The sequence below is a fragment of the Acinetobacter sp. GW821-FHT01C12 genome, from assembly GCF_059422625.1.
Window position 1 is genome coordinate 1 of record NZ_JBWKXD010000001.1, and the last position, 13,403, is coordinate 13,403.

At 36.8% G+C, this 13,403-nt stretch carries 15 protein-coding genes; 10 read left to right on the top strand and 5 right to left on the bottom strand.

Annotated elements, in window-relative coordinates; translation table 11 throughout:
• The first annotated feature begins 444 nt into the window (after positions 1-444).
• The 3 genes from AC07WY_RS00005 (at position 445) to AC07WY_RS00015 (ending at position 3,324) form a co-directional block, all read left to right on the top strand.
• Positions 445-837, top strand: a complete 393-nt coding sequence (locus AC07WY_RS00005; protein ID WP_151802911.1) for a putative signal transducing protein — start codon at positions 445-447, stop codon at positions 835-837.
• Between the two features lie 430 nt (positions 838-1,267).
• Complete coding sequence (locus tag AC07WY_RS00010) at positions 1,268-2,467, top strand: hypothetical protein (RefSeq protein ID WP_494735457.1); 1,200 nt, start codon at positions 1,268-1,270, stop codon at positions 2,465-2,467.
• A 296-nt stretch (positions 2,468-2,763) separates the two neighbouring features.
• Positions 2,764-3,324, top strand: a complete 561-nt coding sequence (locus tag AC07WY_RS00015) for a DUF4256 domain-containing protein (RefSeq protein ID WP_494735916.1) — start codon at positions 2,764-2,766, stop codon at positions 3,322-3,324.
• Positions 3,325-3,664: 340 nt separating this feature from the next.
• Here the strand turns inward: AC07WY_RS00015 and AC07WY_RS00020 are convergent, their stop codons facing one another.
• The 5 genes from AC07WY_RS00020 to AC07WY_RS00040 all read right to left on the bottom strand — a co-directional run bounded on the left by AC07WY_RS00020 (position 3,665) and on the right by AC07WY_RS00040 (position 7,758).
• Positions 3,665-4,771: a porin gene (locus tag AC07WY_RS00020; protein WP_004822251.1), complete on the bottom strand. Its 1,107-nt coding sequence runs from the start codon at positions 4,769-4,771 to the stop codon at positions 3,665-3,667.
• A 220-nt stretch (positions 4,772-4,991) separates the two neighbouring features.
• Complete coding sequence (locus tag AC07WY_RS00025) at positions 4,992-5,408, bottom strand: HIT family protein (protein WP_004719575.1); 417 nt, start codon at positions 5,406-5,408, stop codon at positions 4,992-4,994.
• 28 nt (positions 5,409-5,436) lie between these two features.
• Positions 5,437-5,703, bottom strand: a complete 267-nt coding sequence (locus AC07WY_RS00030) for a YARHG domain-containing protein (protein ID WP_004719576.1) — start codon at positions 5,701-5,703, stop codon at positions 5,437-5,439.
• Positions 5,704-5,784: 81 nt separating this feature from the next.
• A complete protein-coding gene (locus AC07WY_RS00035) occupies positions 5,785-6,657 on the bottom strand; it encodes an NAD(P)-dependent oxidoreductase (protein ID WP_239045446.1) in 873 nt (290 codons plus the stop codon).
• A 9-nt stretch (positions 6,658-6,666) separates the two neighbouring features.
• Positions 6,667-7,758 carry an alpha/beta fold hydrolase gene (locus tag AC07WY_RS00040; protein ID WP_262086347.1) on the bottom strand — a complete coding sequence of 364 codons (1,092 nt, stop codon included), beginning with the start codon at positions 7,756-7,758 and terminating at the stop codon, positions 6,667-6,669.
• 141 nt (positions 7,759-7,899) lie between these two features.
• Here AC07WY_RS00040 and AC07WY_RS00045 point away from each other — a divergent pair, with 141 nt between their 5' ends.
• From AC07WY_RS00045 to AC07WY_RS00075, 7 genes are all read left to right on the top strand, one after another.
• Positions 7,900-9,087, top strand: coding sequence for an O-succinylhomoserine sulfhydrylase (locus tag AC07WY_RS00045; protein WP_494735458.1), 1,188 nt, complete (start codon positions 7,900-7,902; stop codon positions 9,085-9,087).
• 112 nt (positions 9,088-9,199) lie between these two features.
• Positions 9,200-9,529 (top strand): YbaB/EbfC family nucleoid-associated protein, encoded by a 330-nt coding sequence (locus tag AC07WY_RS00050; RefSeq protein ID WP_004719585.1) that lies wholly within the window; start codon positions 9,200-9,202, stop codon positions 9,527-9,529.
• Between the two features lie 10 nt (positions 9,530-9,539).
• Complete coding sequence (gene recR, locus AC07WY_RS00055; RefSeq protein ID WP_004719588.1) at positions 9,540-10,136, top strand: recombination mediator RecR; 597 nt, start codon at positions 9,540-9,542, stop codon at positions 10,134-10,136.
• Positions 10,137-10,483: 347 nt separating this feature from the next.
• On the top strand, positions 10,484-11,626 hold the full coding sequence (locus tag AC07WY_RS00060; protein WP_016539239.1) for a ribonuclease D: 1,143 nt from the start codon (positions 10,484-10,486) through the stop codon (positions 11,624-11,626).
• A gap of 183 nt (positions 11,627-11,809) precedes the next feature.
• Positions 11,810-12,115 carry a YcgL domain-containing protein gene (locus AC07WY_RS00065; protein ID WP_004822235.1) on the top strand — a complete coding sequence of 102 codons (306 nt, stop codon included), beginning with the start codon at positions 11,810-11,812 and terminating at the stop codon, positions 12,113-12,115.
• Positions 12,108-12,521, top strand: a complete 414-nt coding sequence (locus AC07WY_RS00070; RefSeq protein ID WP_494735459.1) for a hypothetical protein — start codon at positions 12,108-12,110, stop codon at positions 12,519-12,521. The genes AC07WY_RS00065 and AC07WY_RS00070 overlap by 8 nt, the downstream gene beginning before the upstream one ends.
• Before the next feature lie 20 nt (positions 12,522-12,541).
• Positions 12,542-13,393, top strand: coding sequence for an AAA family ATPase (locus tag AC07WY_RS00075; protein WP_004719598.1), 852 nt, complete (start codon positions 12,542-12,544; stop codon positions 13,391-13,393).
• The last annotated feature ends 10 nt before the right edge of the window (positions 13,394-13,403 follow it).

The following is a 13,403-nucleotide window of genomic DNA, read 5'->3' on the forward strand; positions in this document are numbered from 1 at the left end:
AGTGAAACCTCTTAGCGCTGATGGTAGTGTGGGGTTACCCATGTGAGAGTAAGTCATCGCCAGCTTTTAAATCTAAAACACCCCGATCTCTAGCGAGAGCGGGGTGTTTTTTTATATGCGGAGAAAAATAATAAATAGTAAGAATAAGATGTAAATTTTGCTGTTTCACTTCCTCATCAAAATATAGCAAAGTAGGATAGAGTTAAGACTAACTATAGTTATTGGTTGCTTAGGCAGAATAGAAAGAAGAATGACATTTAACGGAAATAGATAAAATGTACTGCTTTAAAACCTATCTATCCTCCAACATATTTCCTTATTTTATGAAATTTCCTTTCCTTCCTCATAACTTGAAAAATGAAAGCATCAACTGAATAAATTTATGCAATATACAGTTAAATGAATTGAGCTTAAAATCCATTTTTATTTCTGTTAGGTGTTCTTATGCAATGGGTGGTTGCTGAAACATATTCATTTCCTTACGAGGCTCAGATTGCCAAAACGCAATTAGAAGCAGCAGAAATTCCAGCACGTATTGAAAATGAACATACCATTAATATGGATTGGCTTTACTCCAATGCTTTGGGTGGTGTGCGACTGTTAGTTCCTGAAAGCTATGCAGAAGAGGCTAAAGCATTACTTGCCCAAGATTTTAGTCAAGAATTAGAACAACAGTTTGGAGCAAGCGAAAGTTGCCCTCATTGTGGTAGTCGCGATATACAGCCATATACCGAAGGAAAACGTCCCGCTTATTTGGTTTTTCTATTGCTTGGTTTTCCGCTCTTTTTTTATAAAAATGGAACGAAGTGTAAACAGTGCCAACATTTTTGGAGTTAGTGCTCTATTGGAAAATCGGCAAGATATTTTAAATAAGCAAACTTTAGATCAAGTAAATTACTTACTAGAAAATATCGTAAAATTTGATTAACAAAACCAACGCAACATTCAACAGGATTTTGAAGTTGAAGAGATAGTCAAAGACGATGTGGATTTTCATATTGAAAAATTAGGTGATGATTGCTTAGAAAAAATTGGGATTTCTAATCCATCCACTGATTGTGGTCAAAATAGATCATCTAAGTATCTAAGTTGGGAAAGTTGAAATATAGAGCTAAATCTAACATGTTCATATTTTGCTAAAATGAAACAACGGCTAAGCTTTAAGCTTGATATATTCTGTGTTGAGTTTATATGCTTATTTTTACAAGCATAAGTAGTTAATATTTGCTGAAAGCCGAATAATACAATTTACAAATAATGGATGAATATGGATAGAAATACTCGCATTTATGTTTCTTTAACAGGTACAAATAGCCATCTGATAAAAATTCCAGCTGGGCAAGGAAGCTTCTCAATTGGTCGAATCGGCATGGACAAGAAAAAGTTTGATGTTCTTGTTGAAGAAAATGCTGTAATCAATTGGGATGCTTTTAATACTTTTTATACGCCACATGGTCAACAAAATGTGCATTTGCATCCTTATGGAGATTGGCCAAGATTTTTTTATTATTGGGGAAATGATCAGGGTTTTACTGAATGGTCGAAGAAAAGAGTGATAGAAGATTTTTCTTGGCGACCTACGCAAGCAATTTGTCTAGATTTAAGTCATGCTCAAATTCATAACTTTTCAATCAAAGCAGATCAACATCCAATCACATTAGTTTTAAATCATGCTGATGATGAGAATAAGAAGGGGTTATATTCACTTCATTTGGCTGGTCATATTGAGCATTTTGAAATTATTACCACAGCAGCATATCCCCATATGAGAATAGAACCAACGACAAACAAAGATCCAATGGTGTCGGCATACCATCTTCCTGTTATTAAAAATTTAGCGGCAATAACTTCGTTAGATTTAACTGTTAAACCTTTAGGTCAAGCTTTTGATTGTGAAAGCTTATTACAGTTTCCTAATTTAAAAAATCTAAACTTAACTGGAAATATAACCAATACAGCAAGTTTAAAACAACTTCAGCAACTTGAACGTATTGGAATACGCTATGCTGTAAATTTGGAAGGCTTTCCAGCTTTAAATACTTGGGAAAACTTAACGTCCTTTATTGGATGGAATATTGATGAAAAAATAGGGAAAAGGTTAAATGCTGAATTAAAGCATTTGGCTAAAGAAAAGCAATTGGACTATTCTTCGGTGTCTAAACTGAGGAGTTCAATATGGTTTACCACTGAATATGGAATTCCATTTGAAAACTGGGAAAGCAATAATGCAAAAATTGCGATCAAAGCATATAAATCTGCTTTAAAAGAAATCTCCAAGGCGAAGACGAAGCAAGATGTGAAAGGGGCAATTATTGGACTTGTTGAGATAATTAATACATTACCCAATATTGAAACTACTGAAAGAGAAGATACTGGTCTTGCTGTACTACAACTGGTTGAAGCTTCAACATTCGATATAGATCAAGAAACAGTGAATATTTGGTTTGATGAAATACGAGATTTTTAAAATATTCTGTTGTTAAGTAAAAAACGGCAAGATTTCTTACCATTTTTTAAATTAGGATTAGAAGCTATATCCCGTAATTTACGATCGCCACGACGATTTTTCTGTCGTTGCAAAAATAGATTCAGCTTTTAGTTGAATCGGTGTGGAAGAAGTTGCATATGCAGAGAACTCCATTGAATTATCCGTGCCACACTATTTAATCAATCCACTTCAGTATGTCTAAAAAGCGGATTTGGTTGCACTTGGTGGATAATGTTATGTTAGTAAAGGCTTAAAATCAGGCAGTAAAATAAATGATAAAACAGCAAGAAACATTGAGTCCGTTGCAAGTTGAAAACCTATTAAAAACCTTAGCACAGCGTTTTCAGCAGCATACAGAACGACATGCACAAATGAGCTGGGATTTTGTCCAAAAACAACTTTTGCTTTGTCCTGAAAAGTTATGGGCTTTACAACAAATGGAAATGACTGGCGGCGAGCCAGATGTGGTTGTTTTACCGAACACAGAAGGTGTGTATTTTTTTGATTGTGCAATTGAGTCGCCAAAAGGGCGGCGTAGTCTGTGTTATGACCGAGAGGCATTACTCAGTCGCAAGGATCATCCTCCTGAAGATACCGTGATCGACTGGGTAAATAAGCATGCCTTAGCACTAATGACTGAACAACAGTATTATGCTCTACAGCAAATATTCAATTTTGACTTAAAAACATCCAGCTGGGTCGAAACTCCAACGATATTACGTCAGCAAGGCGGGGCGATCTTTTGTGATCAGCGTTATGGGCGTACATTTACCTATCATAATGGTGCTGCCTCATATTATGCGAGCCGTGGGTTTCGAACCTATATCAAACTTTAATTGTTAAAAATTGACAGCGTGAAATCCTAAGATTCTGTCAAGCTTGTTTGTATTTTTGGTGTTTAGATATAACTGCTGTCATATGCTACATATTGATATTTAAATTAATGATTTTCAGTTTTGGTTTGGGGAGCTGTATGCCTATCCAACGATGAAATTCATGTTGCTAAACGAAAGATCTGTCATAGATGATGAAATGATATGTACACTATTTATAAAAGCGCTAAATTTATATGATGGTTACTCAGCTAATGAATATGTATTTTATAAAATGAGCTTTTGAATTATTGAGTCGAAAAAAACGGCAAGATCACTTGCCGTTTTTTATTAATGGTTCGGATTAGAAGTTATATTCCATACCTAAGCCAATAACAGTTTTCTTTTTCTCTGGTGTAGATGTAGTTGACCAATCACGCTTTTGTTGACCAACAACACCGTAGAAGCGAGCTTGCTTGTTGATGTTGTAATCAGCGCCAATCCCGTAAAGGTCTTGTTTACGATCATCACGGCCATCTAGTTCTGTCGTTGCAGAAATATATTCAGCTTTTAGCTTAATCGGTGTAGAAGGAATTGCATATGCAGCAGTGATGCCATAAGCATTTTCTTTCAAGCCTTTGAATGATGTTACTGTAGTACCAGAAGTGGTTGCAACAGTATCATCAGACGGTTTAGCAGTTTGCCATAATGCACCAAATACTAAGCCATCAAGACCCGCAGGTTTCAAGTCTACAGAACCTGTAACACGGATTGCGTCAGAGTAGATTGTGTTGCTACCTAATTCAGAGTTATATGCATTATATTTAGATGCAACACCGAAGTTACCTGCAACAGCAGCAGCAAAACCGTAGTCTTTGTTGTCATAAGTAAGTGATGTAGAGATACCATCACCGAAACTATCACGGCTACCTTTTTGACCTTTAGCATCATTTTTTAAAGCAGATGATTCTTCACCTTGCTGGAACATGATGTTGAAAGCTAAACCAGCCAATAATTTTTTATCAGTTTCAAAACCGATCACATTTTTTAAACGATCTTCACCAACTAAAATCGCAGTCATATCGAGTTCGTTGTGATCGTTGAAGATATCTTGGTTGTTACCAGCAGCATTTTTGAAATATGAATCAAACTGACCAACTTTTAACGTTGCGATACCGTCTGATTTAATCCCCACGAAACGGTTACGGTTAGTAAAAGCATCGCCATCACCATCAGCACTGATTTGCCATTCTGCCAAGTAAACAGCAGACAATTTATCTGTTAATTTCTCTTCACCTTTAACACCAATACGAGAAGCGTTAGAGTTTACTTTAGTTACGCTTTCGTCTTTAAAGCCATTCTTATCAATTTGATCTAAAGTTACGTTGAATTTACCATACAATGTTGGCGCTGCTTGAGCTGCGCTTATGCTAAGGGTGGCGATTGCTGCAGCGAGTAGCACTTTTTTCATTGAGATTTCTCCAAAACATGTTCAATGGGTTTGCAGTTACTTTTTTTATTCAGTAAGTGTGGGTTTGTGCACTACTTACTAACTTGCATGCAGTATCTGTAAACTTTGTTACATATCAGTGAAGAAAAAATGACAATTTAATGACGCGGATTTAACATTTGTGTAATTTGAATAAAAAATGAGGCTTGATTAGCCCCATTGATTCTAAAAAGGTTTTTAATTAAGCCAGTGCAGCCTTAATTTTTTCAGCAAACCCTTTAATTTTTTCCTGATCGCCCATTTGAATAGCATGACGACCTAATTCATGCACCGAGCTCGGAATCAAATGAAAGTGTACATGAGGTACAGTTTGTCCAGCAGCAGCTCCAGAAAGTTGCATCAATACAATACCTTGAGCATCCAAAGCTGTTTCAATTGCTTGTGCTATTTTTTGCACAATCTTGATTGTATAAGCTGCAATTTCAGGATCTAAGTCGAGCAATGTCACAGCTGGAGTCTTCGGAATAATCAGGGTATGCCCATCGGCTTGCGGCATGATATCCATAAATGCAAGCACATGATCATCTTCATAAACTTTAATTGCAGGAAGTTCACCACGTAAAATTCGTGCAAATATATTCTGATCATCATAAGCCATGTTTATTTCCTTGAAGGTGTGAATGTGATTATTTACAGTTCAATTCTTTCTGACGTTCCTTGATAGAGTCAAGTTTTTGCTGCTCTTTTTCAGAAAATTTAGGCTTACTTGTATAACAATTGTCATTATTATATTTTGCTTTTGCTTCAGGATCTTTAAAACAGAACCCTTTTGATGCGTAAATGACATTGTAATCATCTTGCAATTTTTTACATTCTTGGGTGTTATCAGCAAAAGCGTGACTAGCGACTAAAATAGATAAACTAGAAAGTGTAGCAATTACATATTTATTCATGATACGACCTCGAAATTGACATATTTACATGTCACTTAATGTGATTATAAGGTTTAGTTGTGATTATTCAATGACGAAAAATTAATCTAATGTAATTTTGCTCCATGATTCATACATTTTTACTGCGGTAGAAAAATCGCTATCAGGCTCTGAAAGACTATTGGCTGCGGTAATTAAGCTTTGTGTTAAACCAAGAATAGGTGCTGATAATCTTGCATCACGAACTAAATCAATGGCAATACCTGTATCTTTTGCCAATAAGGGTAAAGCAAAGGTCAGTGGAAAGCTACGATTGAGGATACGTTGCGGTAGTGCAGTTTCAGTCACACCACTTTTACCACTGGATGCATTGATACAATCAAGCGCTTCATTTAAATCTACCCCATGTGCTTTCAGCGTGGTAAATCCTTCAGCGGCAGCACATAAATGAACCGCCATCATCATATTATTTACAGCTTTTACAGCAAAGCCTGCACCTGAGTCACCAACACGTTTAATTAATTTACCCATCGCCTGCATTGCAGGTAGGGCAATTTGAAATGCTTCTGCCGCACCGCCAACCATAAAGGTCAGCGTTGCATTCTCAGCACCAATGGTTTGACCACTTACAGGTGCATCTAAGAAGTGAATATTATTTTTGAGCAGATACTCAGATTGTTTACGCGCAGCATCAGGTACACCACTGGTACAGTCGACCCAAATCGCGCCATTTTTGATCTTTAAATCTTGGATTAAATCATCGATATCTTGGCTGGTCGGTAAACATGAAAAAATAATATCAGCTTGCACCGCTTGATCGAGTTCGACAGCTTGAGTACCAAACTCAGTTGCATGTTGCTTGGCCTTTGCAAAATTTCGATTCCACACATATACGGTATCAAAATGTTTGGGTAAATGTGCTGCCATACGATAGCCCATTGCGCCTAAACCAATAAATGCAACTGTAGTCTTCATATCTATCTCTTAAATTTTTGTCGATCTTTGTTCTAACCATCTGGACAGTGTAGGCCAAAATTCATCTGCACTTTTTTGACTAGACATTAGCCCTAAATGTCCCCCAGGAATAAGAGTAAACGTGACATCAGTACTCTTTGTCAATTCGCTTAAAGGCTTAACTGCATCTGCGGTGACCATTTGATCATTTTTTCCAGCCCCAATCATCAATGAACAGTTGATATTGCGAAGTTCAATTTTATGGTTACTGAGCTGAATTGCCCCATTTTTCAGTGGATTTTGCAGCCAAACATTAAATAACATATCTTGATTGACACCGCCGGGGTAATCCACCATGTGATTTAAAAAATTTCCAAGGGTAGCGTGTTCATGTAAGAGCTCTTTGTCGTCTAAATTTAGCAACAACTGTTTATGACCCTCATACCAACCCTTTGGATCTAAAATCTTAAAACCAATGGCATTGAGTAAACCCGGGGTATGGATCAGTTTTTTCGGTAAACCACCTTTATATAAAGTATCTTTCAGTTTTTGATTCTTTATAATCAGGTTATTTATTTTTTGATAAAGTTTACCGATACCACCTGATGCATAACTGTCAATTGGGCTGGCCAGTATAATTAAGTTTTTAACATAATTGGGTTGACGTAATGCCGTGTAAAGTAATACAAAAATGCCAGCCATGCTCCAGCCATGCAATGAGATTTGCTCACTTTGGGCATGTTCTCGAATTTTATTAATGCATAACGGCATAGCTTCATCAATAAAATATAAAAAGTTTAAGTTGCGATCCTGATAACTGAGTTTTCCCCAATCCAATAAATACACATCATAGCCTTGTTCAGTAAAATATTTGATAAGTGAACGATAAGGGTAGAGGTCGTAAATTGCCATATTGATCGATAATGGCGCTGTAAAAACCAAAGGTTCCTTAAATTTTTTGTCAGCAGCTGCGTAGTAACGCACTTTGGTTTGATGATGCTCCGCAATAATTTCATAAGGGGTACTTTGAGATAAAACCAATGACTTACCATTGAAGATACGTGTGGTTAGATTCTTCAATTTGGATTTGCGCTGTTGGAACTTAGCTGATACTTGTGTCATAAGCGGTGATTGTCTCATTTTTATGCAGATTTAAGCGAAGTGTATGTGATAATTTACGATTTTACCTTGACCTTAAATACATAGGGCGCTCAAAATGTTGGCAATATTTTACAAAGGCAGTTTTTGGACTGAGTAGTTGAAATGAGCCAGCACGACGACATTGAATACCAACTTGATACTTTAGCGATTCGTACAGGTCATACACGCAGTTTTGAAGGTGAACATAGTGAGCCAATTTTCCTCACTTCGTCATTTGTGTATGAAAATGCAGCGGAAGCAGCAGCAAAATTCTCTGGTGCTGAACCAGGTAATATTTATTCACGTTTTACCAATCCAACTGTAGCAATGTTTGAAACGCGTTTAGCTGCACTAGAAGGTGGTGAGCGCGCTGTGGCAACAAGTTCAGGTATGGCTGCAATTATGGCCGTTGCAATGTCGTTCTTAAAAGCAGGCGATCATGTGATTTGTTCACGTGCTGTTTTTGGCTCTACAGTTTCATTATTTGAAAAATATGTCGCTAAATTTAATGTCGCAGTGACTTTTGTTGATTTAACAGATTTAAAAGCTTGGCAAGACGCGGTTCGTCCTGAAACTCGATTACTATTTGTCGAGTCACCATCAAATCCCTTGGCTGAAGTCGCAGATATTCAAGCATTATCAGATTTAGCACATGCAAATGATGCCTTATTGGCGATTGATAACAGTTTTTGCACACCAATTTTGCAGCGTCCATTACAATTTGGTGCAGATTTAGTGATTTACTCTGCCACCAAATATCTAGATGGACAAGGTCGTGCACTGGGTGGTGCTGTGGTCGGTAATCATAAATTACTTGAAGAAGTATTTGGTTATGTTCGTACCACTGGTCCATCGATGAGCCCATTCAATGCATGGATCTTTTTGAAAGGTTTAGAAACCTTAAGACTGCGTATGAAAGCGCATTCTGAAAGTGCACAAAAAATTGCCGAGTGGCTGGTTGCTCATCCAAAAGTGGAAAAGGTTTATTTTGCAGGCTTAGCAGATCATGTCGGGCATGAGTTAGCAGCCAAACAACAAACTGGTTTTGGTGGAATCGTTTCTTTTGAAGTGAAAGGTGAACGAGACGGTGCTTGGAAAGTTATTGACCATACACAATTTATCTCGATTACAGGAAATTTAGGTGATGCCAAGTCAACAATTACCCATCCAGCAACAACGACTCATGGTAAGCTTTCTCCTGAAGCAAAAGCAGCAGCAGGTATTCGTGAAGGTTTAATTCGTTTGTCTGTTGGCTTAGAAGATGTCGATGATATTATCCGTGACCTTTCTCATGGATTAGATTTAATTTAAGATAAGCAAAAATTTGCAAAACAGTTTCTTTCATTTTCTTCTAGGTTTTTAAAAACTAGCCATGAAAGTGCAAGACAAAGATTTAATTTAGGACTTTTGTTCGGAGTATTTTATGAACATTAATATGCTTATGCAGCAAGCGCAACGTATGCAGAAAGATATGGAAAGCAACGTTAAAAAGGCAAAAGAACAACTTGCTCAAACTGAAGTGAATGCTGAAGCTGGTGGCGGTTTGGTAAAAGTAACAATGACTTGCCGTAATGTTGTTAAGCGTATCGAAATCAGTCCAGATTTGTTACAAGACGATCCAGATATGATTGAAGACTTGATTGCAGCAGCAATGAATGACGCGGCTCGCCAAGCTGAAGTCATTACAGAAGCGAAGATGAAAGAAGCCAATTCAGGTATGGGTTTACCACCAGGTCTTTCAGGTTTGTTCTAAGGAATCATAGGTGTTTAGCGACCGTTTTGATCAACTCGTACAAGCTTTACGAATCTTACCCAGCGTTGGGCCGAAATCGGCTCAACGTATGGCACTCCATCTGATCATGAAAAATAAAGAAGGTGCTATTGGTTTGGCGCATGCGCTAAATGAAGCAACTTCCTATATTCATGAGTGTAGTGTTTGTCATTCTTTAACTGAAAATGAAGTCTGTGATATTTGTTGCTCAAATGATCGGGATGATCAGCTGCTTTGTGTGGTTGAGTCTCCTGCAGATGTAATGGCAATAGAACAGTCTGGTAGCTTTAGAGGCAAATATCATGTATTGGGTGGACATTTGTCGCCATTAGATGGTATTGGTCCTGAAGAAATAGGTATTCCATATTTAGTGCAGCGTTTAACCGATGGTAAAATTACTGAAGTAATTTTAGCCACCAATGCAACAGTAGAAGGGCAAGCGACTGCGCATTATCTTGTAGAAGCGACAAAACATTTGTCTTTGCAAATGACACGAATCGCACAAGGTGTTCCACAAGGTGGTGAATTGGAATATGTGGATAGTCATACATTGAGTCAGGCTGTTCATAATCGCATGAGAATGAAATAGCGATCTTAGACTTGGTATCATTTAGAGTTTGTTGAGATTGGGTGTTTAGCGTAAATGCGATAACGATTAAAAGATCAACAAACTCTTTCTCATTTAAAAATTATTTACATTCAATCTAAATTTTTTAGGTAAACTCAAGCTAAAGCAATGATTAGCCATGTTATTTATTACTTTAAAATATACTTTTATTAAGTTGTAAAACCTATATATAAAATAAATATTCACAAGAAACTTTATTGAAAAATAAGGTGTTTACGGAGAATTAGTTTAAAAATATTATATTTAAATTTTATATATTAAGGTAAAATCATATTTCATTTGAATGTAACATTTTGACTTAAACTGACATGTTTCAATTTATTAATCAACAGACCGATCTCGAACATGTGTTGAACTTGATGCAACATACCTCGACTTATGGTCTAGACACTGAATTTATTAAAGTCGACACACTTTGGCCAAAACTCGGTGTATTCCAAATTAATGTCAATGGTCAAGTATTTTTGCTCGACGGCACAACCTTAAATTTAGATCGCTTTTGGTTTCAACTTTTTCAAGCACAGCAAAATATTTTTCATGCTTGTGGAGAAGATATTGATCTCATTTATCATTATGCAGATCAGAAAAATCTGAAGAATGTCTTCGATACCCAAGTGGGGTTGTCTTTTTTAGGACATGGTCTACAAGTCAGTTATCAAAATGCATTGAAATTGGTGTTAGAGATTGATATTGATAAAGATCAAACACGTTCAGATTGGCTGGCTCGACCATTAACAGATGAACAAATGAATTATGCAGCCAATGATGTTTTATACATTATGCGTCTGGCTGAAAAAGTAAAAGCTGAATTGGTCGAGAAAAGCTTATACTCACATGTGCTTGAAGATTGTCAAAATTTAACCTTTGAAATTGCTTCAGAAACACCAAAAGAAAAATTATATTGTGATATTGGTAATTATCGTCATTCCAGAAAACAATTGATGCAATTGCAACAATTAAGTGTTTGGCGTGAAGAAATGGTCAAAGCACTCAATCAACCACGTAGCTTTATTCTAAAAAATGCCACGATGATTGATTTGGTTGAAGTTAATCCTAAAAATAATTTTCAATTGTCCTCTGTGAAGGGAATACGTCCAAATATTGTGCGAGAGCATGGAAAAACAATTTTAGATTTATTGAAATTCCTACCTGAAACCGATGAATGGCCATTGCGTATTGCACGTCCAATCAAGCATTCTTCTCAGGGAATCACCCTTGAAGTAGATGAGTTAATTTCTCAGGTTTCATTTGAAATGCAAGTACCTAAAGAAGTACTTATGCGTAAAAAATGGTTAAATGCCTTGTATCATCATGTGGTATTTCATGGCAATGAACAGGATTTACCCGGTTATTTGTTGGGGTGGCGCTATGAATTGCTTACCCAGCCACTTATCCATCTGTTACAAGAAGATATTAAGTTTTTAAGTATGCAGATGAAGGTCAATGAATAGCGGCTGTTGCTGCTGTTGTTAGATGAATAATCACCAATAGCCAAGAAAGCTTACTGCGTTATTGTTGATCAAAGATTTAGCAATTGGACATAAATAACGACTGATGCGTTAACTTTCGATAATGTATCCGTCGTTTTTTTCATGTATGCTGTCAACTAAGTTTTACTGAAGCTGTTGTTTAAAATGCATTGTGATATTTATAAATCGAGCAAAAAAGATGAAATGTATCTTTATGTGGCTCGCCCAAATCATCCAAATACAGACGAAAGTGCAGATCCCTTAGCGGCTCTTTCTGAGCCACTACGTGTTGCCTTTGGTCGTGCAACGCATGTAATGCATCTTGAACTGAGCGAAGCTCGACCATTGGCACGTGTAAATGTGTTACATGTAATCGATTCACTCAATACAAAAGGCTTCTTTATTCAAATGCCGCCAGAAGGTTTAATTAACCCAAATGCGGTTGAACCAGAGGGATTACGTGGTGCTTGATCAGTTATCAGGAATATGGGCAAATTTTTTAGATCTATTTGATGCTATCCCAGAAGATAATATCGCAATAACCGTCTATATTCTTGGGACGCTGTTGATTTTATGGTGCTGGTATTTGATTTCAAAACGATTGCCATCGCCACTTGGCGGTATTACATGGATCATTGTATTTGCCGTTCTTGCAACCCCGACCATTTCTGAAGGACCAAACTCAGCGATTGCGCCAGCAATATTTGGACTGTTATTTGGTATTCTAACCAAGGATTCACCATTAATTTGGTCAAATCTTGCCTTAATTACATTTGTCATGGGTATTGGTTTAGTCATTGGATTTTTTTGGTCTAAATACAAAACCACGAAAAATACCCAAGCAAGCGCTGTAGCAAAAAATATTTCACCACTTTAAATAAAAAATAAAGGTAAGTTATGTCTGTCGATTCTCAACAATTCACAGGTACTGAACAGTATATCGCAACGGATAGTTTAAAACTGGCTGTAAAAGCAGCTCGAGCATTGCAAAAGCCATTATTGGTGAAAGGCGAACCTGGTACAGGTAAAACCTTATTGGCTGAACAAGTTGCTGAGAGTCTAGGTCTTAAATTAATTACTTGGCACATTAAATCTACAACCAAAGCACAGCAAGGTTTGTATGAATATGATGCAGTTTCTCGTTTACGTGATAGCCAGTTGGGTGATGACCGTGTTTACGATATTAAAAACTACATCAAACCAGGTAAGTTGTGGGATGCATTTACCAGCGAAGAACGCTGTGTATTGTTGATTGATGAAATAGACAAAGCAGATATTGAATTTCCAAATGACTTGCTACATGAATTAGACAAAATGTCATTTTTTGTCTATGAAACAGGCGAAACCATTACTGCAACTCAACGTCCAATCGTAATCATTACTTCAAATAATGAAAAAGAACTGCCAGACGCATTTTTACGTCGTTGTTTTTTCCATTATATTGAATTTCCTGATGAAGCAACGATGCGTGAAATTATCGCAGTTCATTTTCCAAATATCTCTGGAACACTGGTTTCAGAAGCATTACAAGTCTTCTTTAAATTACGCCAAGTGCCTGGCTTAAAAAAACCACCTTCAACATCTGAATTGATTGACTGGTTAAGCTTGTTAATGGCAGATGATATGCCAGAAGACATTTTGCGTAATCATGATAAATCAAAAGCGATTCCACCTTTATATGGTGCATTAATTAAAAATGAGCAAGATGTACAGTTGCTTGAACGCTTAGCCTTTATGTCACGTCGTTAATGAGGAGATC